Source organism: Brevibacillus sp. NRRL NRS-603, assembly GCF_003013445.1.
GTDB lineage: Bacteria > Bacillota > Bacilli > Brevibacillales > Brevibacillaceae > Brevibacillus > Brevibacillus formosus.
Window position 1 is genome coordinate 400,590 of record NZ_PXZN01000012.1, and the last position, 25,459, is coordinate 426,048.

Annotated in this window: 19 protein-coding genes and 2 pseudogenes; 19 read left to right on the forward strand and 2 right to left on the reverse strand. The window is 44.6% G+C overall.

Features of this window, described 5'->3' with window-relative positions:
* Positions 1 to 6: 6 nt before the first annotated feature.
* From C7R94_RS09015 to C7R94_RS09030, 4 genes are read left to right on the forward strand one after another with little or no spacing between them, the layout of a single operon-like run.
* Entirely contained in the window at positions 7 to 801 is a 795-nt protein-coding gene (locus C7R94_RS09015) for a 2-keto-4-pentenoate hydratase (RefSeq protein WP_106780189.1), read from the forward strand.
* A gap of 13 nt (positions 802 to 814) precedes the next feature.
* Positions 815 to 1,702: an acetaldehyde dehydrogenase (acetylating) gene (locus C7R94_RS09020; RefSeq protein ID WP_106780191.1), complete on the forward strand. Its 888-nt coding sequence runs from the start codon at positions 815 to 817 to the stop codon at positions 1,700 to 1,702.
* A gap of 24 nt (positions 1,703 to 1,726) precedes the next feature.
* A complete protein-coding gene (dmpG, locus tag C7R94_RS09025; protein WP_106780193.1) occupies positions 1,727 to 2,749 on the forward strand; it encodes a 4-hydroxy-2-oxovalerate aldolase in 1,023 nt (340 codons plus the stop codon).
* A gap of 13 nt (positions 2,750 to 2,762) precedes the next feature.
* The gene (locus tag C7R94_RS09030; protein ID WP_106780196.1) at positions 2,763 to 3,551 is read left to right on the forward strand and encodes a 2-keto-4-pentenoate hydratase; all 789 of its coding nucleotides are present in this window, start codon (positions 2,763 to 2,765) and stop codon (positions 3,549 to 3,551) included.
* Between the two features lie 87 nt (positions 3,552 to 3,638).
* Here C7R94_RS09030 and C7R94_RS09035 read toward each other — a convergent pair whose 3' ends face one another.
* Positions 3,639 to 3,893 (reverse strand): DUF1292 domain-containing protein, encoded by a 255-nt coding sequence (locus C7R94_RS09035; RefSeq protein ID WP_233220505.1) that lies wholly within the window; start codon positions 3,891 to 3,893, stop codon positions 3,639 to 3,641.
* Between the two features lie 81 nt (positions 3,894 to 3,974).
* Here C7R94_RS09035 and C7R94_RS09040 point away from each other — a divergent pair, with 81 nt between their 5' ends.
* From C7R94_RS09040 to C7R94_RS09080, 8 genes are all read left to right on the forward strand, one after another.
* Positions 3,975 to 4,436 carry a hypothetical protein gene (locus tag C7R94_RS09040; protein ID WP_158264662.1) on the forward strand — a complete coding sequence of 154 codons (462 nt, stop codon included), beginning with the start codon at positions 3,975 to 3,977 and terminating at the stop codon, positions 4,434 to 4,436.
* A 690-nt stretch (positions 4,437 to 5,126) separates the two neighbouring features.
* Entirely contained in the window at positions 5,127 to 5,693 is a 567-nt protein-coding gene (locus C7R94_RS09045) for an SLOG family protein (protein ID WP_106780201.1), read from the forward strand.
* Between the two features lie 102 nt (positions 5,694 to 5,795).
* The gene (locus C7R94_RS09050) at positions 5,796 to 7,127 is read left to right on the forward strand and encodes a hypothetical protein (protein WP_106780204.1); all 1,332 of its coding nucleotides are present in this window, start codon (positions 5,796 to 5,798) and stop codon (positions 7,125 to 7,127) included.
* Positions 7,128 to 8,054: 927 nt separating this feature from the next.
* Positions 8,055 to 8,609, forward strand: a complete 555-nt coding sequence (locus C7R94_RS09060) for a GNAT family N-acetyltransferase (RefSeq protein ID WP_106780206.1) — start codon at positions 8,055 to 8,057, stop codon at positions 8,607 to 8,609.
* Positions 8,610 to 9,314: 705 nt separating this feature from the next.
* Positions 9,315 to 10,877 (forward strand): FMN-binding glutamate synthase family protein, encoded by a 1,563-nt coding sequence (locus tag C7R94_RS09070; protein WP_106780208.1) that lies wholly within the window; start codon positions 9,315 to 9,317, stop codon positions 10,875 to 10,877.
* A gap of 264 nt (positions 10,878 to 11,141) precedes the next feature.
* Positions 11,142 to 11,270, forward strand: coding sequence for a hypothetical protein (locus tag C7R94_RS30815; protein WP_255576636.1), 129 nt, complete (start codon positions 11,142 to 11,144; stop codon positions 11,268 to 11,270).
* 232 nt (positions 11,271 to 11,502) lie between these two features.
* Complete coding sequence (locus tag C7R94_RS09075) at positions 11,503 to 13,140, forward strand: ABC transporter substrate-binding protein (RefSeq protein ID WP_106780211.1); 1,638 nt, start codon at positions 11,503 to 11,505, stop codon at positions 13,138 to 13,140.
* 130 nt (positions 13,141 to 13,270) lie between these two features.
* Positions 13,271 to 14,653: a M14 family zinc carboxypeptidase gene (locus C7R94_RS09080; protein WP_106780213.1), complete on the forward strand. Its 1,383-nt coding sequence runs from the start codon at positions 13,271 to 13,273 to the stop codon at positions 14,651 to 14,653.
* An 855-nt stretch (positions 14,654 to 15,508) separates the two neighbouring features.
* On the opposite strand, the gene C7R94_RS09090 is transcribed toward C7R94_RS09080, so the two are convergent.
* Positions 15,509 to 16,489, reverse strand: a complete 981-nt coding sequence (locus tag C7R94_RS09090; protein WP_106780216.1) for an NADP-dependent oxidoreductase — start codon at positions 16,487 to 16,489, stop codon at positions 15,509 to 15,511.
* Positions 16,490 to 16,700: 211 nt separating this feature from the next.
* Here C7R94_RS09090 and C7R94_RS09095 point away from each other — a divergent pair.
* The 7 genes and pseudogenes from C7R94_RS09095 to C7R94_RS30960 form a co-directional block, all read left to right on the forward strand.
* Positions 16,701 to 16,950: pseudogene (locus C7R94_RS09095) on the forward strand (TetR/AcrR family transcriptional regulator); the annotation flags it as partial.
* A 782-nt stretch (positions 16,951 to 17,732) separates the two neighbouring features.
* Positions 17,733 to 19,055, forward strand: a complete 1,323-nt coding sequence (locus C7R94_RS09105) for a glycoside hydrolase family 68 protein (protein ID WP_106780218.1) — start codon at positions 17,733 to 17,735, stop codon at positions 19,053 to 19,055.
* 33 nt (positions 19,056 to 19,088) lie between these two features.
* Positions 19,089 to 20,429, forward strand: coding sequence for a glycoside hydrolase family 68 protein (locus tag C7R94_RS09110; protein ID WP_106780220.1), 1,341 nt, complete (start codon positions 19,089 to 19,091; stop codon positions 20,427 to 20,429).
* An 80-nt stretch (positions 20,430 to 20,509) separates the two neighbouring features.
* Positions 20,510 to 21,811, forward strand: a complete 1,302-nt coding sequence (locus C7R94_RS09115) for a glycoside hydrolase family 68 protein (protein WP_106780223.1) — start codon at positions 20,510 to 20,512, stop codon at positions 21,809 to 21,811.
* Between the two features lie 169 nt (positions 21,812 to 21,980).
* On the forward strand, positions 21,981 to 23,360 hold the full coding sequence (locus C7R94_RS09120; protein ID WP_106781254.1) for a sucrose-specific PTS transporter subunit IIBC: 1,380 nt from the start codon (positions 21,981 to 21,983) through the stop codon (positions 23,358 to 23,360).
* A gap of 172 nt (positions 23,361 to 23,532) precedes the next feature.
* The gene (locus C7R94_RS09125; protein WP_106780225.1) at positions 23,533 to 24,375 is read left to right on the forward strand and encodes a PRD domain-containing protein; all 843 of its coding nucleotides are present in this window, start codon (positions 23,533 to 23,535) and stop codon (positions 24,373 to 24,375) included.
* A 645-nt stretch (positions 24,376 to 25,020) separates the two neighbouring features.
* Positions 25,021 to 25,419: pseudogene (locus C7R94_RS30960) on the forward strand (hypothetical protein); the annotation flags it as partial.
* Positions 25,420 to 25,459: the final 40 nt, after the last annotated feature.

A 25,459-nucleotide genomic window follows, 5' to 3' on the forward strand; every position in this document is an offset into this window, starting at 1 on the left:
AGTCGTGTGGACATAGAAAAAATCACGCGATTCGCCGATCATTTAGCGGCGGCGAGTCGTGAAGGGGTGGGAGTAACGCCACTCACCTTACTGGACCCGCAATTCAGCGAGATAGAGGCATACCAGGTTCAATTGAAGACGATTGAACGAAAAGTGAAAGAAGGTGCGAGGATTACAGGGAAGAAAATCGGCCTGACCTCTCGGGCCATGCAGACACTGCTTGGCGTGGAACAGCCTGACTATGGACATCTATTGGACGACATGATTGTGGAAAACAACGGAGAGCTGCCTTTTGAGCATGTCCTTCAACCAAAGGTAGAAGCAGAAATTGCCTTCCTGCTGAAGCGCGATCTGGAAGGGCCACATGTAACCACCTATGAAGTCTTGATGGCAACGGAATATGTAATGCCTGCTTTGGAAATCGTGGACAGCCGTATCGCCAACTGGCAAATCAAACTAGAAGACACAGTTGCCGACAATGCATCCTCGGGCTTCTATGTGCTGGGTGGACATCCCATGAAACCGCAAGATTTGGATCTTCCTCTGGTAGGAATGGCGCTTTATAAAAATCAGGAGCTGGTCAATACCGGTGTTGGTGCCGCGGCATTGGGCAATCCCGCATCCTGTGTGGCGTGGTTAGCGAACAAGCTGTACGAATTAGGAATGACACTCAAAGCAGGAGAAATCATCTTGTCCGGTGCGTTATCGGCAGCGGTTGAAGCTAAGCCTGGCGATGTATTTCACACACGGCTTGCTGGACTTGGTTCCGTAGGAGTCAGGTTCGGCGAGAAAAAAACATGAAAGGAGTGCATGTATGAAGAAAGTAAAAGTAGCCATACTGGGGTCGGGTAACATCGGGACAGACCTGATGATCAAGCTAGGAAGGTCGCCAGTTCTTGAACTGACGTCCATGGTTGGTATCGATCCTGATTCGGATGGTCTGCGTAGAGCAAAGGCAGCTGGACACTACGCATTCGAGGGCGGATTACTACCGTTTTTAGAAAGCGGTGCGGATCTTGCGGATATCGTCTTTGACGCTACTTCAGCCAAAGCACATATTCGTCATGCCAAGGCGCTCCGGGAGGCAGGAAAGTTCACCATCGATCTCACACCTGCTGCTGTGGGGCCCTATGTAGTACCATCTGTGAATCTCGGTGCACATTTGAATGAAAAGAACATCAATCTGATCACATGCGGCGGCCAGGTTACTATTCCAATCGTTCATGCGATAGGGAGTGTGAGTCCGGTCAGCTACGCAGAGATCGTGGCCACTATTTCTAGTAAAAGCGCGGGACCTGGCACACGTTCCAACATCGACGAATTTACGGAGACGACGGCACATGGAATTGAAGCGATCGGTGGAGCGAAGAAAGGCAAGGCGATCATCATCCTGAATCCGGCAGAGCCGCCGATCCTGATGAGAGATACAATCTATGTAGTTGTGGAGGAAGGTGCTGACCGACAGGCGATCGTGGAGGCTATTCACCAGACCGTAGCTTATATTCAATCGTACGTGCCTGGGTACCGCCTGCGCTCAGCACCAATCTTTGATGAAAACAAGATCACCGTTTTTTTAGAAGTGGAAGGCGCGGGCGACTACCTCCCTACTTATTCAGGCAATTTGGATATCATGACGGCGACAGCGGTGAAGGTAGCAGAGGAATATGCCAAGCATGCTGTCGGCATCGGCACGGGTATATAGCAACGATGAAAGGAGGAACCGCAAATGACTCGTGATATTGTGATCACCGAGGTAGCGCTTCGAGATGGGAGCCATGCGATCAATCACCAGTTTACCGTGGAGCAAGTAGTCGAAGTGGCGCGCGCATTAGATGAAGCAAACGTACCGTATATCGAAGTCTCCCATGGAGATGGTTTGGCAGGATCGTCCCTGCAGTATGGGCTGTCCAAGACCCCTGAACTGGAGCTGATCGAGGCTGCCGTTTCTGTTTGTAAACGAGCGAAAGTGGGCGTGCTTTTGCTACCGGGAATTGGCACGATCAAAGATATGAAGACGGCTGCAGCGTTGGGGGTAGGCATGGCTCGAATCGCCACACATGCGACCGAAGCGGACGTCTCCGCTCAGCATATTTATCAGGCGAAAGAGCTTGGCTTGACAACAGTTGGCTTTTTGATGATGTCGCATATGGCTACTCCGGAAAAATTGGCGGAGCAAGCTGGACTTATGCAAAGCTATGGGGCCGATGTCGTGTATATCGTTGATTCTGCTGGCGCTCTGCTACCTGATCAAGCAGGAGAACGAGTCCGGGCGTTGAAGCAATGTCTGAATATTCCCATTGGCTTCCATGCACACAACAATTTGTCTTTAGCCATGGCCAATACGCTCGTCGCCATTCAAGAGGGGGCCACCTGGATTGACGGCAGTGTTCGGTGCTTGGGTGCAGGTGCGGGCAATACACAAACCGAGGTTCTCCTTGCTGTACTGGATCGTATGGGCATTCAGACAGGCGTCGATCTGTACAAAATGATGGACCTGGCAGAGGAAATCGTGTCGCCGATTCTTCAAGTACCACAGGAAATTACCAGAGACGCTCTGGTTCTCGGATACGCGGGTGTCTATTCGAGCTTCCGGCTTCATGCCGAGCGTGCAGCCAGGAAATTCGGCATCGACTCCCGGGATATTTTAATCGAGCTGGGAAGACGAAAGGCCGTGGGGGGACAAGAAGACATGATCGTGGATGTCGCAGCGGAAATCGCCCAACTAAACAGCACTACCAAAATTAGATAGGGGGGTGACTAGCGTGCAATCGGAACTATTGTACAAACGGTTGGCGCAGAAGCTGGTGGATGCGGAGTTGAATAGAGAGGTGGTCGTGAAACTAACGGCTGAATACCCCGAGCTGACCGTGGAAGATGGATATCGTATTCAAAATGAGCTGGTCTCCCTCAAGCTTGAGCAGGGACATCGAATTTTTGCCTCTAAAATGGGTTTGACCAGTCAGGCAAAAATGAAGCAGATGAATGTTCACGAACCGATTCGGGGCTACATTTTTGACTATATGAATATCGAGGACGGCATTCTGCCGATTAATGAATTGATTCATCCCAAGGTGGAAGCGGAAATCGCCTTTGTTTTGCATGAGGATTTGGAAGGACCCGGCATTACGGAGGCTCATGTCCTGGCTGCCACTGACTATGTGGTTCCCGCATTGGAGATTATCGACAGCAGGTACGTGCAGTTTCAGTTTGCCTTGCCGGATGTTATTGCCGACAATACATCGTCTTCCCGTATGTTTCTCGGATCGACATGGAGAAAGCCTAATGAACTTGAAATCGATTTGGTTGGCGTTACTCTTTCGATCAATGGCGAGCTCAAAGACTTGGGGGCTGGTGCGGCCGTTCTTGGTCATCCAGCTCGCTCGGTCGCGATGCTGGCGAACATGCTTGTTCGCGAAGGGCGCAAGCTGCACAAAGGAGATTTGATTTTGTCTGGGGGCATTACCGGTTCCCACCAGCTACGAGAAGGTGATGTCGTTAGTGCCAAATGGGGTGGCCTTGGAAGCATTGAGTTTGTGGTAAAAACGGGATAGGTTCGTAAGGAGAAAAGCCGAGAAGAATGCGTGGGGTTATCTCGTATTCTCTCGGCTTCTTTTTACATCGAATGGAAAACACCATAATCAATCTGGAATTTCTTCATCTGCTTCCAATGCAATTTGATACGCGTCCAATATAGATGCTGCTTCCTCGGGATCATCAATCCCCACCAGATATTGGTTTTCCCCCTCCGGATCTACGACTCGCATAAGAATGCGATCCTTATCTGATGTTAAAAGGGCGTAGAATTTTTCGTTCATATCGAATAAAGCTTCAACTGCATACTCTTTTTCATTACCTTGCTCATCCTCAACTGTAATACGATCATCAATTTCCACGATACAAGCCCTCCTGCACTCTTAAGTCTCGCTTATTATGTACGTGGACAGATCGCTTTATTTGATTGAATGGGAGATGACATGATGAACAGTCCACAACAATCGAGGAAAGATGAAACGTTCGCACGGATGATGTCCTGGGTTGAAGCCCATTATGATTGTGAAGTTTATTTTTTAGAGCAGCCTAGGCAAGCAAATGGCTTTGTGGAATTTCGAAACGGAAAAAACATTATATACATATTGGCGGACAAGGAGGACATCAGCCTCGATACGTTCTCTGACATACTGGCGCATGAGGTAGGCCATGTTATCTATAATCAGCGTATGATGCGAAAGGGTTTGTCCTACAAAGAAATTGTGAAGCGGACGCAGGACAAACTGGATTGTTTTTATGAGTTGTTAATGAGAAAGGTTATTACGGTGGAAGAATACGAACGGTTTTATAGCGCTATTGAAGAAGAATGGGATAGCAATCAAGAAAAGGAGCGAGTTATCCCTGAGTTACGAAAACTGGTTCATACAGAAAAGCTGCTGTCCACCTAGATAAAATTTGAATGGCTGATCTTTTGTTCCAAAAAAATGAAAGAAGAAAAGTAGCATATAGATGTAAGGGTCTCGGTTCATTATAAAAGGCGAGGGGAATATTTTACCCCTACGCTATGTAAAGTTGGTGATAGGATGCTCGACAAAGAGTTATTAGTGGACAGGCTGAAAGCAGAGGGCTTCGCCAAAAGTGCAAAGAAAGTACAGAGTGAACCCGAAAATAAAAACGCTGAAATGAGAAAGGAAATCCCAGGGGTCGGCAAAAATCCTGAAAACTGAATGGATGCTTTGAACAAATACCCCGCTATTCCGCATAACTCTCCCCACGTCTAAGGGCTGGACCACGCGACAGCTTCATGTTGGCGCGTGGTGGTATTATACATCGATTAGGGGTATGCTTATAACTTTAAAGCGTTCAACTTTTAGCGATCAAAGTCACTTCTCTAATTTTTTCAAAAGACTGATCGGTTTAACACCTAGAACGAGCCATGATTGATATTTCCGTTTACCGAAAGGCGATTGCCACTTCTACCCAATGCCGTTTTGGAAAGAGAAACGAATCCTCCGCTTTATCCTGAGGCATTCAAATTTGTGATATTATAAGGAAAAATGAGACAAACATTAAGAATAGACAGCAAGTGAAAAGAAATCTACTTTCTGCTAGATTTCTTTTAAATTAGAGGTGGCAACATGTTAAAACGTTTATTTGTTTCAGGATACAAGGCTCACGAGCTTGGCATTTTCAATGAAAAAAATCCGGGATTAGCGATTATTAAGAAAGCACTGAAGCGGGAACTCGTAAGATTCCTTGAAGAAGAATTGGAATGGGTCATCATATCAGGTCAACTTGGGGTCGAAATGTGGGCAGCCGAAACTGTTCTGGAATTAAAAAAGGAGTATCCACATCTAAAACTGGCAGTAATTACTCCATTTTTGAATCAAGAGGAGAAGTGGAAAGAAGAAACTCAGGATTACTACCGAAATATCGTGATGCAAGCCGACTATATCAATAGTGTCTATCAAACACCTTATCAGGGAGTTTGGCAGCTTGGAGAGAAAGACAAATTCTTGCTATCCAATTCAGACGGTATCTTGTTAGTTTACGATGAAGAAAACGAAGGCTCCCCGAAATTTTTAAGTAAGCTAGCCGAAAAAAAAGCGGATATTGGCGATTATCAGTTGTTTCGAATTAATGCATATGACTTACAGAACATAGCAGAGGAACAGCAGCAAGAATTATACAATGATTACTTCTAATCAAACAGCGACAAACTTAGGATATTTAGTCCCTAACTTCCTATCCTCAAAATTTGGCGTGCTACTATAAAAGAAATAGTCAGGATGAGGGGGAACCCAGTAATGTCAGATTATAATCAGCTAATTTTCGATGCATTGCCGCCCAAAGGGAGTAGCAGAGAGAAGGCTATCTCGGAGCTCGGACCTAGTGAGGCTCCTGTGCTATTGCATTTGGCCAGTACAGAGCGCGGGAAGAGTAAGCTTGCCGCCCAGAGGGCACTGGCTAAGATTGATTATGAACCTGCTGCAGCTTATTGGAAAAAGCTATTAAAGTCGCCTCAAAAATGCGAAAAAATATTAAACCACACATTTTCGAATACAGTGTCGGAAGTGCTTGCTGATCGACTTCTAGTTTTTTTGCAGACGTTTCTGGAGAAGAAGCCTGGCAGCAAGATCAGCTGGGAAGAGCATGAAACACTGCTTGCCTTTCTTGGCATGGTGCCGGGCAAAGCAAGTGAGAAGATGTGCGAGGTGTATGAGCTTGCAGCAGAGCATATCCAGAAGATTTCATCATTTAAGCCCGACAGCGAGGTGCTAAAGTTAACCTACAGAGATACTTCTATCTTTCATATAAGTGATACTTTGGATGGGGTGACTTTGGAACAAGCCTTTCCTATGATTTTAGTTGGATCTGTTTTAATGGATGGAGATAGTAGGCTGCAAGCGCTGGCTTGCAAGCTATATGAACAATACGGCGGTGCCTGGCTATCTCCTGTATTCGCTTCCGCGCTTCTAACCAAGCCAGCTAGCGATGTCTTCGAGGCATTTTCACCGTATTACAAAGATCCGGTAGCGCAGCGTTTTATTTTGAACGTGCTAGGCACGGTGAAGTTTGATCCTAAGCAAAATCGGCATACGTTTATGTTTGGCTGGGGTCATATGCTTCGGGATGATACATATTTTTCACTTACACCGCTGCTGTTTGAGGATTTGGATATGCGCTGGATAGAACTTTTGGCAGCTGATCCGGAGGAGAAAAAGCTAAGCGGTCTTATCAAAACGAGCTATTATGTAGGAAAAGTAACTGGAGAATTTGATGACGTTCTGGGTGACCTGCTTCCGCTCCATAATGAAATTTGCTGCCAAAAGGTGCAATCGTATTTTCTGAAAAGAGCCATTCTAGATGATGGAATTGGCGCGACATACGTTGGCATTTTGTATCGGATAGGTTATGAGGATGTTGAATCGATTCTTATGAAAAAATGGTCCCAAATGGAAAATGCAACCTCTATTTGGAATGTGTCCAGTGATTTGGAGTCCTTTACCCATTGGCCAGCTCAGAGGAGAGCAATGCTTTTTGAACAGGTTGGACAATTGGTTCAGGAGAAGAAATTAAAAATAAGCTATTGGAAGCCGGACACGGCTGAAGAGCTTAAGAACAAGCTGCTCAAGTAGGAATAGAAGGAGCTGAGCGGGGGGCATCATATTGGAATTCCACAAAAGGAACCGTAAAACTAAAGTCAAAAAAACCTTTCTGCCGGGACAACCGGATCTGAAAGGCTTTACGGACATTGTATTTTACTTAATACACTGGATACTTACACATTCAAAGTATAAATTCCTTTTTTCATCCTCTTGAATGGATGGTTCTAGTTCCTTGAACCATTCTTCTTGCATGTCAGATTCCTTAAGTATGTTTGGTCTCCAAAAAGAAAGTCCTAATTCAGGATAATAATAAGTCCAACCAAGCTCACGGTGATATCGGTCATAGTTCGATATCTTATCAATTTTTTCTACCAGTTCCTCGGTTTTTGTGTTAAATACATCCAAATTATGAAATACGCAGTTAAGTACATCCTTTATAGCAGATGGTATTTGAATAAAGTTGACCTTACCGTCAAAATCATATTCCAATTGAAAAAAGGATTGAATAGCACCCTTCGTATGATAACATAGTGGATTTTTCGCATATGTTATTTCGTATTTTTCCGTGTAATATTACAGACATTCGTCTACTTCGGTTTTAGTCATACCAAGTAGTATTTTGCCAATTCCCTTCATAGGTTCAATTATTAGTTTATCCATTTTCCATCCCTCCCATTTTTAGATTGTATATTCTCGATTGGATATATGAAAGAAGATACAACCAGATGTTGGGTTATTTTGCAATATAGTACAGTTCGTGCTCCATGACCTATTACTTTAACGGGATTAACAATAAATAAGTTGTAGCACCTGCCAAGCAATGATTGTACAATTATCTAGAAAGCCCTAAATAATACCAGGAGGTTATAAATATGACGGAGCAATATGTATTCCGTTAAGTCCGTGGTCCTCCTTTATATCCCTATTCTCACCTTATAAAAATATAGGAGGACGAATATGGATATTTTCATTAGAGAACTGAGAGCTGGGGACGAAGAATGTGGTACAAACATTGATGGGAGCTTTATCGTGGACTCTACCTTGGTCTTGCAACTAATGGGACAGCGAATCGGATATACGGTGAAGGAGATCCCTCTTAGAATTAAAAGCTACGATGATGAACAGCTTGAGGAAGATACTGTAGGGGATTATTCGAATTATATCGACAATCCCGATCAAATCATTTATGTAGCGCTCGCAAATAATCAAGTTGTGGGTCAAATTGTTTTAAAAAGAAATTGGAACAAATATGCCTATGTGGAAGATATCAAAGTTGATAAGCAATATAGAGGTTACGGTGTCGGTAAAAAACTAATCGAACAGGCTAAACGCTGGGCGATGGATGGCGGGATGACAGGAATCATGCTGGAGACACAAAATAATAATGTCCGCGCATGTAAATTTTACGAAAGTTGTGGTTTTGTCATCGGAGGTTTCGATTCCTACGTCTACAGAGGTTTAGATAAAAATAGTGATGAGATAGCGATTTATTGGTATCTCATTCTTGATTAATAAGTGATCGATCTTCAGCAAAAAGGTGTCATCTATTATTTGAAAACCATTCCGTGGCAGATTCCGGATTTCGAAGTCGAAAAATACAGAGAAGAGCTATACAGCATTCATCTGCATATTGAGCGGCAGGTTTACTTCTGGGTGACATAGCACCGGTTTACTTGCTAGCCAAAGCATTGTCTTCGATTATTTAAATTGTATTCAAATGGATTTCTAGGAGCTTGTCGCGCCGCGACAGCTCCTTTTGCATTTTTCGCCGATAGCCCCGTAAAGCTAAACCATATCATTTAGCAAAATGGCTCATTGTGCTAACGATTCGGATTTAAGCCCGATTGTATGTATTACCCGAATTTTTCTCTCGTTGAGTACCCAGGTCATAGGGCGAAAGAGTTTCAGGATACAGCCAGGTATTCAACCAACCTTTGCCACAATACTCCAACCATGATGCATACATGGATCAAAACCATTGCATGGCAGCTATTGTGCTGATGAAGTATTAAGACTATTGTTCAACGACGTTTTTGTGGGAATAAACTTGTCTAACTGCCTTATACTACAGGAGAAAAAAGAATACGATACTGCGGTAAACCAAACGATGGTAAATCACAAAATTCCTGAATATCCTGCCACTATCGCTAACCTGCGCATGGATCATTCTTATATGCATGTACGCTATTGCTAACGTTATCGAAGGGGAGAAGTATAATGGGAAGTAAATGGATGTCTTTTGATATCGGATCATTTACGGGTACAATGACAGCCATTCTATTTTCAGGAATTCTAGCGCTTATTTTTTCTAGGTCGTTGCTGCAATGGATCATTGGCCGGTTCACGAAGCGGCTCATGAATGAACGGTATCCCGAAAACATTTGGGAAATGGTAACGGCTTTGACTCGCCTGCCACCCAGAATTTTGATTGAAAATAGCTTGCGAGCTGCAGAAGGGGCAGTCATTGAAAGACCGTTTGGGAGTCCACGTAAATTTCTTACTTACGACGGACTTATCTTTTCACCTGCACAACTGGCCACGTTAGTCACCCCAGAAGATGTTGATGTAGATATGCGGATTACGATCGGGCCCCATGCAAAAAAACCTTTGTCGCTGGAAATACCCATTATGGCAGGAGGAATGGGATATGGGATTGGTGTATCAGAGAAAGCAAAGATAGCGATTGCAAGAGGAACTGCTGCGGTCGGAACTCTAACAAATACGGGTGAAGGGGGATTTTTACCTGAAGAGAGACAAAATGCTAAGCATTTGATTATTCAATACCATAGCGGTAAGTGGTCAAAAGAACCAGAAATTCTGAAACAGGCCGATGCGATCGAAATCCATATCGGGCAAGGAGCTATTGCTGGTGCGGGGAGTTTTATCCCTTCGGAGTACGTTCAGGGACGAGCTAGGAAAATCATGAAAGTGGAGAACGATGATTATGTCGTCATTCCTTCGAGGCATAAAGATATCAATAAACCGCAGGATCTTCGCAAAGTAGTTGATTATCTGCGCGACCTTACTGGTGGAATCCCCATTGGAGTTAAAATATGTGCAAGCCCAAAGATTGAAGCCGATTTGGAAGTCGCCATTTTTGCAGGGGTTGATTTTGTAAGCATCGATGGCGGACAGGCAGGGTCTAAGGGCGGACCTCCCATCCTGGAAGACGATTTTGGAATCCCCACCATTTATGCCGTTTCTCGTGCCGTACATTACTTACAAAAACGCGGGGTGAAGGAAAGAATTACCTTATTAAGCGGAGGAGGATACTTCTCGCCAAGTGATTGCCTGAAAGCTTTTGCGTTAGGCGTTGATGGTGTTTATATGGGAACGGCACTCTTGTGGGCAATGACGCATGATCAGGTAACAAAAGCAATTCCTTGGGAGCCTCCTACTCAACTTGTTTTTTATCCAGGAAGTTTAACGGCTCAATTTGATGAGCAAGAAGCAGCAAAGTATTTAGAGAACTTTCTTACGTCTTTTGTGGAAGAAATGAAAGTCGCGATTCTTGCATTGGGAAAAACATCTATTCATCAAGTTGGCGTTGATGATCTTGCAGCCCTTGATGAATTGACGAGCAAGGTAACAAAAGTTCCTCTTGCTTATGAACCCTATATCCCGACAAAAGAGTTTATGGACTCGTTATTGGTTCCGAGCGAGGATGACACTGATCAATTAAGGCCTGATTCCTCCGAGCAGAGTAGTGAAAACAAGAAGAAGCAGTTTTTCTTAAAACATAGAAACCGCTTGAAAACAACTCAGACCAGATCGGATTAACGTAGTTGTGGGGATTCATTCTATCAGTGGAATTCATATATATGATTTCTATAGTCAGTCAAAGCTTCATGCTGTGAGTGCACTCCTTTCGATAAAATGGGCAAGGGAGACGACAAAGATTAGTCAGTTCAATCCAACGGAACTTGATTAAGTTTTTCTTTTTTCGGAGGTAGCCTCTATAACGGCTGCCTTTTTTTAATTTATGTAAATTTGTACTCTTCGATTGAGTATGGATGTTGCAAGAGAACAATGGGAAAAATGGCGATGTCGGCCGTCTACAGTATTTTGCATATGCGCAGCATGGGGCTTCTGATAACGAACCGAGAAACGATGCAAACGCGGCAGGGGCGTATGGAACAGATCTACAGTATTCAGGAAGTCTTTATCGAATAAAGGTCCCATCTCCAACGCTCCGCTCACTCTAACAATACAGATTGAGCAGGAATTTCAGCATGCGCAGGGAGCTTCTTAAACAAGCTCCCTATTCTTTTGAAGAAACATATTGTCGAAAACTAACGATTGAATCTCCTCTTGCTGGAGGTTTTATAATCGGGACCTAGGGGGGCTGATGCGTTGGATTCACCTGCAAAATTTTTAAAACAATACAGAAGAAGGGAGCTGTAACATGGTAAAGAAGAAGAAACAGAGATTTCATGGCATTATTTTAGGATTACTAATTATGATATGTACGTCGTTGGTGGTTGCATGCAGCACACAATCCACGACACCTGAACCAAATCAACAGCCAGAGACTGACAAACCGAAGGCAGGCGGAACCATCACTGTGGCTTACGCAAGTGAAGCAGATACCTTAGATGTTCACAAGTCAGTTGGCAACGATATGGGTGTTACTTGGAATATGGGTGGATCGCTGGTCTACAAGGACCCTGTTACAAAAGAATTCAAACCTAATCTTGCAAGTGAATTCAAGATTTCAGAGGACGGAAAAACATACACCTTTACCATTCGTTCTGATGTTACGTTTCACGATGGAACACCTCTGACTGCCAAGAGTTTTAAGGATACCTTTGAACGCATTAAGAATCCGAAAACTAAAGCAAAACTGGCGGGAATAGTTATGATGCCGGTGAAGAGCGTCAGTGCCCCTGATGATAAAACCCTCATCCTTGAATTACATGAACCCAATGTGTCGATTCTTGAAGATTTAGGCACTGGTGTAACTCAACCGCTATCCATGAAGGCTATTGAAAAATATGGTGAGGGATATGGACGAAATCCTGTGGGAATGGGTCCATGGAAGTTTGAGAGCTGGAAGGCTGGCGAGGGGGTTACATTGGTTCGTAATGAAGCCTTTAATTGGGCCATGCCGCTCGATGAAAATCAAGGACCGCCAAGACCTGATAAACTGGTGATCAAAACAATACCAGATAAAAGTGTTGTGTTGGCCGCTTTGGAAAACGGTACCATCGATGTTGCATTTGATGTACCCGCAAAAGATATCAAGAAGTATCGAAATAACCCAAATTATCAGGTTCTAGAACTCTTACGGGCTGGGATACCTCTTAGTTTATATATGAACTTGACAAAACCGGAGTTCCAGGATATCCAAGTCCGAAAAGCATTCAATATGCTGGTTAATAAACAAGCGATGGTTCAAGCGGTTTTAATGGGTGAAGGAGAAGTTGCCCAATCGTTTTTATCCCCTTCTACATTGGGGTATGATAAGTCATTGGAAAAATACGGGTACCAATACAATGTGGAAGAAGCAAAGAAGCTCCTTGACGCTGCTGGATGGAAGGTAAACGGAGAAGGCCTGAGAGAAAAGGATGGAAAAGTATTTACCCTTTCCCTTTTGAGTTCGGCTAGGTTTGAGATGCAAGCTCAGTTGTTGCAAGCTATGCTGGGCGAGGTGGGGATCAAAGCTACCATTCAAAATTTAGAGGAGTCAGCGTTTAGTGATGGACAAATGAAAGGAAATTTTGATGTGACGATGGTGACTTATAGTTACGATGACCCTGATGCTTTATACCATAGTTTCCACTCTAGCCAAATTGGAGCTGGTTTTAACATAAGTGGTCTAAAAGACGGCAAGCTGGATGCCTTATTAACAAAAGGACGTGCAACCGCTGAAACGGAAGCCAGAAAACAGGTATATGTAGATGCCCAAAAACATCTCCTTGAGCAAGCATATGTTGTTCCCATCTATTATGACAAGCTCTTTGTGGTAGTAAGCTCGCGAGTAAAAGGCGTGAAATGGACATCTTATTCTCCCAATTTCCAAGATAGCTGGGTAGAAAAATAAATGGAGTCTTTACGTCTACGTCAAGAGCCTAATCGATACGCTATAGGAATAGCATCTTTTTTAGAATGACTTGGAAGATTGCAATCGAGACAAGATTAAAATATTGCATCAGACGAGGAGGGAATGATCGATGAATTTTCAACATGTGATTGATAAGGTGCCAGACTACAAGGTTTTTCTAACAGTAGATGAGATGGATGAAAGCACCAGAAAGCTGGCCGAAGAGTTTCCTGATGCTGTAACCGTATTTGAGGCGGGAAAGTCTCGCGATGGACACCCCATTCAATGTATCAAAATCGGAGATGGGCCCAAAAATGCGTTATGCTTTGCCTGCCCGCATCCTAACGAGCCGATTGGCGCGATGACGATGGAATATCTCTCACGCGCATTGGCAGAGGACAAGGCTCTGCGCGACGAGCTGGGCTTCACGTGGTACATCATTAAATGTGCTGACCCTGATGGTACGCGACTAAATGAAAATTGGTTTAAAGGGCCATACAATATTTTTAACTACATTAGAAATTACTATAGACCTGTCGGCTATGAGCAGGTGGAATGGACTTTTCCGTTTGAATATAAAGGATATCGCTTTGACAAACCATTGCCTGAAACGCAAGTGCTCATGAAAATCATAGACGAGACTAGACCTGAGTTTATGTATTCTCTACACAATGGGGGGTTATGCGGGGCTTATTGGTATATTTCGCACGATTTGCCAGAATTATACGAGGGATTTCACAATTCAGCAAGGAAGGAAGATGTGCCTTTAGATCTAGGAGAACCAGAGACGCCATTTGCGACGGAGTTTGCTCCGGCCATCTTCAGTTTAAACGGGCAAGACGAATACTATGATTATATGGAGAAACATACAGGAAAACCACCGACACTTGATGTGGGGGCAGACAGCCACACATACGCCTCTTCGAAAGCGGATTGTGTAACATTAATCACCGAGCTGCCATATTTTTTTGATCCACGAATAGAGGATCAGAGTGACTCAGATATCTCCCGCAGAGAGGCACTTCTGACCGAAGCAGATCAAAGTGAGGCTTTCTTTGAAATGCTGGAGAGACTTATAGGTGGCATACGGTCCTATATTTCGCAGGATAACCCGTTTTTCAATTTGATGGATCCCTCTTCCCCGGCACGCAAAGAAAGGAACGAAGCACAGAGAAAATGGGCAATGAGCGATCCAGAATTTGAAAAGCCGGCAAAGGGTTCCCAAGTTTTCAGCAGTTTCGTGGTATCGAAGTTTTATCGAGGATTGAGCTTAGGACTGGCGGTCCGCACTTGCGAATTTGAGCTAGAGCGGCTAGCAAAGGAAGGCTCAAACGACCAAGAAACAATCACAAAACTGAAAGCAGTGCTGCAAGAAGGGCTTCGCCAATTGCGACAGTATACGGATGAGCTGGAACGAGAACTAAACTATACAGTTATTCCCATTCAGAAATTGGTACGTATTCAGTTGGAATGCGGTTTACTAGTCTCCAATCACATCAGCAAGAATCGGTAGTCTTGCTATTCAGGTCTTTACAGCGCGCGCTATACAAAGATGACACTGGGAACCCGTATCGCCGATGCGGCGCACGATGCTAGAAGGTATTTTCCACCGCATCTTTGCACCGGCTCATCGACCTCACCATCCATGACCGCTTTGGCCGCCCTGTACGGCCGAGGGAATGGTTCCTCGTGCCGCTGCACGTGATTGACGAAGCGGTGAGTCGTATTAGGGATGGCCCCATTACCAATGTGGTCTATGATCCCAAAACAGCCAGTTTGGTCGACCTTGTTCAGTAGAGATGGGATGCTCAAATAGTGAATTACGAAAAAGACGACATTAGTCGCCTACTAAACTAAAAACTGTACAGCTATGCCCGATAATGTTTATTATCGGGCTTTTTACGTCCGTAAAAAGTATCGGCTTTAAACTTGGAAATTAACTAGACAGGCGTAATGTTCTTAAAAAAGAAATTGTCCAAGGGTGATCGACAATGAGTACGAGTTCAGGCAATGAAGCTATCTTCTATGAGAATGCTTGGATAGCGTGTTATAAAAGACAGGTTTGAGGCAAATCTCAAATTAAGACGTATCCTTTTGTTCCGAGAAAATAATGTTTTAGACTAGAAAATAAAGTATTAGACTGGATAATAAAGTTCTAGACTGGGGCCAAGTTAAACTAACGGGCAGTTTAACGCAACATATCAATAACTGTAATCGTAATATTATCTGCTCAAAAAGACGGAAGCAAGCAATGGCAGTGAGGGGGAACCCAGCACCGCTTTATTTTTGCAAGATGATTTGATCAGGCAAGCTATCCGTCAAGTGCGAAAACTTACTTTGAGACATCCCATATCACTAAGCAAGATGTTTATCCCATGCTTTTCGATATGACGATTTTCCCCCGTTTCGGCAGCTCTTCGCTTTTGCGGTACGCCTGAAGCAGGCCCTGAGCAGTAAAGGGATAGGTCTCACTGATGTGGATATTCAACTTGTTCTTTTGCATATGGTGAACAATAAATTCAAAATCGGCACGGTTGGGTCTTGCCTGGAAGAAATGGGCGTCAATGCCCCGGACCTTTGGATATTGATTGATCGTAAATGCCACCACTGAAATATAGGTGCCGCCATCCTTGATGACCGAGAAGTTTTTCTCTCCCATATCTCCCGGTAGCCCGGTACCGAAGGTGGATGGGTCCATAGCGGAATCCAACACGATATCGACAGGATCGGTTATTTTGGAGGCAAAGTCGACTTTCGTGTAGTCGAACACCTCGTCCGCACCGAGTCCTTTGACGAAATGATGATTATAGTCCCTCGCGGTTGCGATAACATATGCTCCATGTTGCTTGGCCAACTGGACCGCCGCATGTCCCACACCTCCGGCGCCGGCATGAACAAGGATGCGTTGTCTCGGTTGGAGACGGCCGTGCTCAAACAGCGCTTGCCAAGCTGTCAGGGCAACCGCAGGCGCGGCACCTGCCTCTTCGAAGGAAAGACTTTCCGGGATAACGGCAAGATGATCTTCCTCCACCGCAACGTAGTCCATGTAGGAACCCATCGGAACCAAGCCCATGACACGATCCCCCGGCTTGAAATGACGCACATTTTCGCCAACCTCTTTTACGATGCCGGCTACATCAAAACCAAGGACGATCGGCAGTTGAACCGGAAATTTATCAGCCATCGGACTCTGAAGAATCGCGCCGCTGCGCATTTGAATATCCGCAGGATTAATGGAAGAGGCGCGCATTTCGACTAGAACTTGTGTATCGGTGAGTGTGGGAACTGGCACTTCCAGTTCCTCTAGTACTTCGGGGATTCCAAGGCTTATCAAAGCAATAGCTTTCATGATTATGCCTCCTCTTAAATTAAGAACATACGTTGAATTTTCAACATAAGTTTTATCTAGTAAAATCGTAATAGAGCGATAGATGATGTTCAATGGTTAAAACAAGCCCGATTGTTGATTTTTCAACAGAGGGCTTCAATATGTTCATTTTATATAGGATAAATGGGAGAACGATATGGACAGACGTATTCAAAAATCGAGGTAAGCGATTATGAATGCTTTTATGAGGCTGATGTCAGAAAAGGACTTCGAGAGCATGACGATCAATCAAATTGCGGAGGAAGCGAATGTCAATAACCAGTTACTGCGCAATTGTATGTCTGAAGAGGGCTTGGTTCATATCACTTCCAAAACCGCGCTACTGCGCACGTTTGGAGCAGCATGCTTCTTTCTATTCCATAATGCTGACGAGCAAGGGAAGCGCGGTTTTCCGAAACCAAATGGAGGCAATGTTCCGACAATACGAATATACATCTCAAGACTAATCAAATGACTTTCGTACATGGCTATTTGAATTGGATTGCGGCTTGCTGCATCCATTATTTTTTTGCTTTTTCTTGGGCCCAAGCGTTGGAACGACTGATACATATTGCTGCGATTCGTTCTGTCAATTCAGATTCCCTAACTTTTAAGACCTCTTCCGAGGTAGGGAACTCCAATAAAATGTGCAAGGATACCTTTGAAAACAAGGCTCCAAATACATATATGGTTCGGTAAAGTAGTCGCCTATAACTATATGGTGAACCCCGTCTTTATTTTATTTATTCCCTTGCTTTAATGCTAGTGAAAGGAACTGCCGAGGGAGGCAAGAGTATAGGACAGAGGTCACGCTGAACCGTTAAGAATTAAGGAAGAGATGTAGATCCAGAGTAATTGCAAAAGAAAAAATATCCGATTCAAGCGGACGATTAACTAAGGTTCCAATTAGAAAGGTGCTATTTACAGTCCGGGAATATTCTCCTTTGTTTCGATCTGTAGGAAAGGGTATTTTTGACTATTGAAATCGTAATTCGCAGAGAATAGAATGAGGATGCGAACAAAATACCGCAGGATTGTTACTGCTAAGCAGGCAAGACCTGAGACGTGAGATGGGCGAAGTATGGCTATCGCTATACAGTCCCTTTCGCGTTTTAGGTCTTTTTTGTGTCCTGTAAATGGAGAAGAGCAGAGTTTTCAATCTCTCAATATTCTCATAATAGGTAACTTTGCTGCAATTCATGATGTAAAGGGAGGATTTAAGAAAATGAGAAAATCCAGCAAACCTAAGTTTAGGAATCTAGCTTTATCCACAGCGATCGCTGCCAGTTTTCTTGCAGCCATCCCAGCATTAGCAGCTGAAGTCAGTGATGATCACACTTCGATTTGGTCGCGCCAGCAAGCGGAAAAGGTTGCTCTCACGAAAGAGACAACCGCTCCGCCGGTCGATTTGGACTTCAAGCTCGTCGCACCGGACCAATGGGTTTGGGACACATGGCCCCTGCAAAACAGAGACGGTTCCCTTGCTACTGTAAAAGGTTACAGAATCGCGTTCGCACTGGTCGCTCCGCGCTCTCTGGGTTGGGGCGAACGTCATACGCAAGCAAGCATCGGAATGTTCTACTCGAAAAACGGCAAAGACTGGACCTACGCCGGGATTCCCTATAACAAAGACAAAGCGTTAGGTCATATGCAATGGGCCGGAACAGCCATGCTAGATGAGAAAGGCAAAGTCCACCTCTTCTATACGGCAACCGGGGATAAAAACAATTGGGACGAATCCAGATGGGCTCAAACGGCTGAGCAGCGCATCGCAAAGACGACGTTCGATATCGGCGCCGACAAAGATGGCGTGCATCTCACGAACGAAGGTGAACACCAGATCATTCTGGAAGCGGACGGCAATTATTACGAAACGATTGAACAGTTCAAAGGCAATATCATCACGGCGTTCCGTGATCCGTTCTTCTTCCAAGACCCGAACACCGGCAAAGAGTACATCATTTTCGAAGGACAGGCCGGCGGTGACTATTCATTGAAGCCGGAAAACATCGGTGACGAAGAATACCGCAAAACCCATTCGGTTCCGGCAGGGGCGGAATTGTACAACGGCAATATCGGCATCGCGGAAGTGCTTGACCACGACATCACCAAATTGAAACTGCTGCCGCCGCTGCTCGAATCAGTTGGAACCAACCATCAGATGGAACGTCCGCACGTCGTGGTAAATGGCGATGATTATTACCTGTTCACGATCAGCCATACCTTCACCTACGCGCCTGGCTTGACAGGTCCGGACGGTGTATACGGTTTTGTCGGGAAGGGTCTGCGTAGTGATTACAAACCGATGAACGGAAGCGGCTTGGTTATCGGCAACCCGGCGGAAAACGGGTACCAAGCGTATTCCTGGATGGTGCTTCCGAACCAACAGGTGATCAGCTTCATTAACGAACCAAAAGATGAGAACGGTGAAGTGAAATTCGGCGGTACCTTCTCTTCAACCTTGAAGGTAAACCTGGAAGGCGACAAATCGGTCATTACCAAAGAGGGAAAACAAGGTGAAATCAAACCGTTCGGCCCGAATCGCTAAGCATATCTAGCCATAAAAGAAAGGGGCGGTAACATGATCCGCAAAAACAAGAAAGCATTGACCGCGCTGGCTTTGGCAACAAGCGTTGTCGCTTCCGGCCTCACTGCGCTATCGGCGTATGCCGAGGGCGGTGAGCAAACGGTCAACTGGACGCGCGAGCAGGCATCGAAAATCGAGCTGAATCAAGACAATACCTTGCCGTACACCGACATCAGCAAATTGGAAAAGTTGGCGCCAGGCTATCACATGTGGGATACGTGGGCACTGACAGACCGTGACGGGAATGTAGCCTCGATCAAAGGCTGGAAAGTGATATTCGCCCTTACCGCACCGAGTGATGTGTTGCCGGGTAAAGTGCACGACATTGCCACGATCCGTTACTTTTATTCGAAAAACGGAAAAGATTGGACGCTGGGTGGCGAACTGTTCCCGAGCGGATCCGCGCTTGGTTCCCGCCAGTGGGCTGGATCGGCTATGATGGATAACGGCAAAATCCATGCGTTCTACACCGCAACCGGACACAAAGGCGAAGAGCGTTTGACCTATGAACAACGTTTGGCCATGGCTACCGGCGACATCGTCGCGGACAACAGTGGAGTCCGATTCGAAAATTGGGGCGATCACCGCATCATTTTGGAGCCGGACGGAAAACACTATCAGACCAAAGAACAAGCGCAGCAAGGTGAAGGCGGGGGTTACGCTTTCCGCGATCCGATGTGGTTCAAAGACCCGCAAACAAAAAAAGAATACCTGCTGTTTGAAGGGAATTCTGGAGGCTCTGCTGCCGACCGCAAGTTGAAACCGGAATATGTCGGCAGCCCTGAATTTGCCGGGCAGCAAAACGTGCCTCTAGGTGCCGTACACGCTAACGGCAACATCGGCATCGCTGAGGTGGAGGGCGGCGATTTTTCCAAAATCAAAATGCTTCCTCCGCTCGTAGAAGCCAACTACGTAAATGAAGAACTGGAGCGCCCGCATATTGTGGTGAAGGATAAAAAGTATTATCTGTTTACCGACAGCCACATCAATAAATATGCGGATGGACTCACCGGACCGGACGGACTGTACGGATTCGTTTCAGACAAGCTGATCGGCGGATATAAGCCGCTGAACGGAAGTGGTTTGGTCTTGGCCAATCCGGCGGATAATCCATACCAAGCATATTCCTGGTTGGTGCTTCCGAACTTGAACGTGGTCGGTTTCGCCCATTTTGGCGATCTGGGCAACATGACCATCGGCGATGTCGGCAATCAGACTCCGGAATTCCAATTCAGCCACTTTGGCGGAACATTGGCTCCGACGGTGAAGCTGTCGATCAAAGACGATCGCACAAAATTGGAACAAGAGTACGAGCCAGGTTGGATCAAGCAATAAATAAGAATGGTCAACCGAAAGTTGTCGGTTGACCTTCTATTCTTTTCTAAAAACAAGTGACGGTAGGAGGCTGCATACACATGTTTTGGAACACAAAAAATGCCGGGAAAATGCTTTCAGCAGCAGTTATCGGTTTTTCGGCTATTCTAGCCCCTGTTATCAGTTCAAGCGTCTTCGCCCAAGAAACCGCAGCTACATTCGATTGGACACGCGAAGATGTCAGCAAAATAAAGATGAATGAAGAGAATACAGCACCTGTCATCAACAAGGAGGAGCTTGAGGAACTTTCAGAGGACTTTCTGGTATGGGATACATGGCCGCTGCAAGACCGGAATGGCCATCCAGCAGTTGTCAATGGCCATAAGGTTATTTTTGCTCTGACGGTGCCAAGTGACGTGATTCCTGGCAAACGCCACGATACGGCGGAAATCCGCTATTTCTACGCAAAGGACGGAAAGAGCTGGCAGTTGGGCGGACGTTTGTTTGATGACGGAAAAGCATTGGGTTCAAGGCAATGGGCAGGCTCTGCCATGATTGACAAAGATGGAAAAGTCCATATCTTTTATACAGCAACCGGACGAAAAAATGAAAATAAACTTACATACGAACAGCGATTGGCTACGGCTGCCGCTGATATCGTAACTACCAATGCCTCTGTGGCGTTTAAAAATTGGTCTGAACACAAAATCATCCTGGAACCGGATGGAGAATACTATCAAACAGAAAGTCAGTCCAACCAAGGTGAATTTTCTTACGCCTTCCGTGATCCTTACTTCTTCCAAGACCCAAAGAGCGGACAAGAATATATTTTATTTGAGGCCAACTCCGCAGGAACCTTGTCAGAGCGGTCTTGTCAGCCTGACAGTTCAAAACCTTATAATGCGAGTATAGGCATCGCCAAAGCGTCTTCTGACAGTCTGACGGAATTTGAGGCTCTTCCCCCTTTACTGGAAGCAAACTGTGTAAATGACGAGCTGGAGCGTCCAAGCATCATTGTAAAAGGCAATCAATATTATCTCTTTGCTAAAACCCACCATGAAAAGTTCGCACCAGGTCTCGATGCGCCGGAAGGATTATACGGTTTTATGTCCGGGTCCTTATTGAGCGGGTATAAACCTCTGAACGGAAGCGGACTGGTGATTTCAAATCCAAAAGACAATCCGTATCAAGCATACTCTTGGATGGTCATGCCAAATGGTACGGTTATTAGCTTTGTCAACTATGTCCATGTAGAGGGTAAAGACATCCAGCAAATTGGCGAACAAACACCAGACTATCAAAAGGATCATTTCGGTGGAATGCTGGCACCATCTCTAAAAATCTCCATGGCGGACGACAAGACAAGGATTCTTCATGAGAAAAAGCAAGGCGTGTTCCGTTAAAAAACAAGAGAGGTTGGCAATAGAAAGTTTTTGGCGTTCAGTAGTTGCTGAGCGTCTTTATTCTTGTGGACATCCATTCATGATTCTTTCGCTTTCATGGAATGATAAGCGGGGCGTAGTCGATTCCCTTATTTATACAAAAGAGGAGGAACAGACAATAGCAAAGCTGATGCAATCAAAAGAGTTTGTTCAAGAGTTGTTGCCTCTGGTAGGGGGTGAGGAAAATATTGCTGACGCTACCCACTGTGCTTCTCGATTGCGCTTGCTTCTTCGAAATGAAGAAAAGGCGGATATATCAGCCATCGAAAAAATGGATGGCGTAGAAGGGGTATTTTCCAGGCACGGACAATTCCAAATTATCTTTGGGACCGGCAGAGTAAACAGAGTGTACACAGCACTTGTCGAGGCGATCGAGATCGCACAGACAAATCCATCCAAAGAGCGGATGGAGAAGGCGCCAAAGATGAATCCATTCACTCATTTTGTAAAGACACTATCCAACATCTTTTTACCGATTATTCCCGCTATCGTAGTGAGCGGTTTGCTCATGGGGCTGCTTGGTATGGTGAAGGCTTTTGGTTGGATCACGATGGATAGCGCATGGATGAAGATGCTCACCATGTTTTCCAGCTCATCGTTCATTATTCTTCCGATATTAATTGGCTTTAGCGCAGCCAAGGAATTTGGCAGCAATCCCATTTTAGGTGCAGTGATTGGGGGGATATTAACCCACCCGTCATTATTAAACCCTGCAGAGCTGGGGAACAGCACCCCGGAATATATGGATTTGTTTGGGCTTGAAATCGCGTTGATCGGGTATCAGGGTACGGTGATTCCTATCTTGTTGTCGGTATACGTAATGAGCAGGTTTGAAAAAGTTCTGCGAAAATTCATACCCCAGTCATTAGATTTATTGCTCATCCCCTTTATCACCATTACGTTTACCGGGATTGTCTCCCTCGCAGCGATTGGCCCTTTGGGCATGATGATCGGGGAGATGATTTCTAGTAGCTTGGAATATGTCTATCAGTATGCTGGACTGGTGGCAGGGTTCCTGTTTGGCGGATTATATGCGCTATTCGTCGTTACTGGATTGCATCATAGTTTGCACGCCATTGAGGTGGGGTTGCTAGCCGATCCGAAGGTTGGTGTCAATTTTTTGCTGCCGATCTGGTCCATGGCTAACGTGGCCCAAGGTGGAGCTGCTTTAGCCGTTTTTTTCAAATCGAAAAATGACAAACTGAAGAAGATTGCGATACCTGCTGCTCTTTCGTCCTTTTTTGGCATTATTGAACCCGTGATGTTTGGCATCAATTTGAGGTTAGTCACCCCATTTATAGGAGCGGCCATTGGAGGGGGCTTGGGCGGGGCATATGTCGTAGGTGCTCACGTGGTTGCCAACGCATATGGCTTAACCGGAATCCCCATGCTTGCGATCGTGACTCCATTAGGAATATCAAACGCAGTCCATTATCTTATTGGTCTAGCTATTGCGGTTACTGCCGCTTTCACCTCGACATGGATACTTAGATTTACCGAAGAGGAATAAATCATTCTGATGACCCGGGAGAAGGGTTTCCCTGGTCCAAATTGGATGCGTTCTATGGGGGACGGTTACGGTAAAATGAAAGGTAATGGAACTCCTCACAGATGTAATTTTTCTCATCATGGTTCACCTAGTAAATGGGGAAGGTGACGGGAGGATAGACAGGAGGGATACCATGAAAATTAAAAAAATCTTAAATAACAACGCGGTTGTAGTCCAGGATCAGGGAGAAGAAAAGATCGTTATGGGCTTAGGGATCGCTTTCCAGAAAAAAAAGAATGATCTGGTAGACATTTCAAAGATAGAAAAAGTATTTGTCATGAATGAATGGCAAGAGTACGGAAAGTTCGAAGAGATATTAATAACACTTCCTGAAGAACATATCCAAGTGGCTGAGGAAATTATCTCCCATACGGAAAAAGAACTAGGGATAACCTTGCATGACCATATTCATATCGCCTTGACCGACCACTTGTCCTTCGCCCTAGAAAGATTAATGAAGGGAATGGTCATTAAAAATACCTTGCTGAACGAAATCAAAATTTTGTATGCAAAAGAATTTCAGATCGGTTGCTGGGCGAAAGCATTGATAAAAGAGAAGCTAGGGATAGAAATTCCCGAAGATGAGGTCGGTTATATTGCATTGCATATCCACACTGCCAGGATAAACGCGGGAGATATGGCAAAAACAATGGATATGACCACTATGATACGGGATATGATCGATCTGATCGAAAGCAGTTTGAAAATCAAGATTGAGGAGAAAACGGTTTCCTATGAGCGATTAGTCACACATTTGCGCTTTGCAGTACAACGGGCGGAGTTTGGCGAATCGTTTCAAGATATAGAACCGGAAATGTCCCAGATCATAAAAGAACAGTACAAGGAATCTTATTTATGTGCACAAAAAGTAGGTGAATTTGCGCAAGAAGAATATGATTTTGAGTTCCCCGAGATGGAATTGGTCTACATCACGATGCAGATTCAAAGGATTTATAGTAGAGTGTTGAGTGGTTAAGCCATACGAATGCATTTTTTCTTATAACCTATAACATGTGGATACATTTAACTCTCGGGTTTAAGGAGGACTCGCTTGCCCTAAAGGAAGCGAGTTCTTTTTTCAAGTACCCAATAACTACATACTCGTCTCTTAACGGGGTACAGTAAAATGATTATCCATGCAAGGAGGAGACCAGAAAGAGGTCCCGGGAAATTCTAAATATAGTGGAGCCTGATTTGTTTGATAAGCTCAAAAATCTGTGGATCGACAAACATGATGAGGAGATCACAGTAAGAAACAGCACAGGGAAAAACAATAAAATAATGGTTACGGGAATGACATACAAATGTTATCTTAATCGATGCTGAAGAGCGACCTCTCCATATATATATTCAGCCGGCAAGTATTCAATGGGCGTTACTACAAGACCTTAAATCTTTTGCAGAACTAGAGTCCCTCAACATTCAAGAATTCTTAGTTAATTTACAATTTACTTTGCTGGATTAGTTCAGAAATCCCTTAGTGAAACTCCTATTACTAAGGGATTTCTTTTTACTTTTGGCGATAAGCATTGGTCACTGAAATACTGTATTAGACTCGGAAAATAAAGTGTTAAATAAACATTTAGACTCACTGCAATAGCCAAAGGCACTCAATAGACTTACTAATCGGATTAATATAGAGCTTGGCTGGAATGATAACGAGCGTATTACACCGCACGGTTTTAGGGCTACTATTAGCACAATATCTGAAAGAGGGGTAGATATTTCAGCAATGAAGTTTCTTTTAGGGCATTCTGAGAGGGATAATATACAGTATTATATTAGGCGTTTTCAAAGACACATTAACCAATTAAAAAAGTCATTGACCCAAATCGAAGATGAATTGATACAAGGAACTACGAATGGTCATGTTTTAAAAAATACTTATAATGAAGATAAATCGCAGATAGGGGAGAATAGAGGTTTAGATTTAATCTCGAAAGATGTACTGTTGAAGTTGATCCAGGCAGATCCAGACATTGCGGTTAGTTTAATTCAACGAGGATTAAGGCATATGTAATTAACTGTTGAAAAGGAAAATATACATATTTCTGAATAAT

Excerpts from the sequence above, each read along its gene's own strand:
- C7R94_RS09105 (WP_106780218.1), top strand. The coding sequence starts at position 17,733 with ATGAGAAAATCCAGCAAACCTAAGTTTAGGAATCTAGCTTTATCCACA.
- C7R94_RS09020 (WP_106780191.1), top strand. The coding sequence starts at position 815 with ATGAAGAAAGTAAAAGTAGCCATACTGGGGTCGGGTAACATCGGGACA.
- C7R94_RS09060 (WP_106780206.1), top strand. The coding sequence starts at position 8,055 with ATGGATATTTTCATTAGAGAACTGAGAGCTGGGGACGAAGAATGTGGT.
- C7R94_RS09080 (WP_106780213.1), top strand. The coding sequence starts at position 13,271 with ATGAATTTTCAACATGTGATTGATAAGGTGCCAGACTACAAGGTTTTT.
- C7R94_RS09125 (WP_106780225.1), top strand. The coding sequence starts at position 23,533 with ATGAAAATTAAAAAAATCTTAAATAACAACGCGGTTGTAGTCCAGGAT.
- C7R94_RS09090 (WP_106780216.1), bottom strand. The coding sequence starts at position 16,489 with ATGAAAGCTATTGCTTTGATAAGCCTTGGAATCCCCGAAGTACTAGAG.
- dmpG (WP_106780193.1), top strand. The coding sequence starts at position 1,727 with ATGACTCGTGATATTGTGATCACCGAGGTAGCGCTTCGAGATGGGAGC.
- C7R94_RS09045 (WP_106780201.1), top strand. The coding sequence starts at position 5,127 with ATGTTAAAACGTTTATTTGTTTCAGGATACAAGGCTCACGAGCTTGGC.
- C7R94_RS09110 (WP_106780220.1), top strand. The coding sequence starts at position 19,089 with ATGATCCGCAAAAACAAGAAAGCATTGACCGCGCTGGCTTTGGCAACA.
- C7R94_RS09115 (WP_106780223.1), top strand. The coding sequence starts at position 20,510 with ATGTTTTGGAACACAAAAAATGCCGGGAAAATGCTTTCAGCAGCAGTT.
- C7R94_RS09070 (WP_106780208.1), top strand. The coding sequence starts at position 9,315 with ATGGGAAGTAAATGGATGTCTTTTGATATCGGATCATTTACGGGTACA.
- C7R94_RS09075 (WP_106780211.1), top strand. The coding sequence starts at position 11,503 with ATGGTAAAGAAGAAGAAACAGAGATTTCATGGCATTATTTTAGGATTA.
- C7R94_RS09040 (WP_158264662.1), top strand. The coding sequence starts at position 3,975 with ATGATGAACAGTCCACAACAATCGAGGAAAGATGAAACGTTCGCACGG.
- C7R94_RS30815 (WP_255576636.1), top strand. The coding sequence starts at position 11,142 with ATGTCGGCCGTCTACAGTATTTTGCATATGCGCAGCATGGGGCTTCTG.
- C7R94_RS09050 (WP_106780204.1), top strand. The coding sequence starts at position 5,796 with ATGTCAGATTATAATCAGCTAATTTTCGATGCATTGCCGCCCAAAGGG.
- C7R94_RS09120 (WP_106781254.1), top strand. The coding sequence starts at position 21,981 with ATGCAATCAAAAGAGTTTGTTCAAGAGTTGTTGCCTCTGGTAGGGGGT.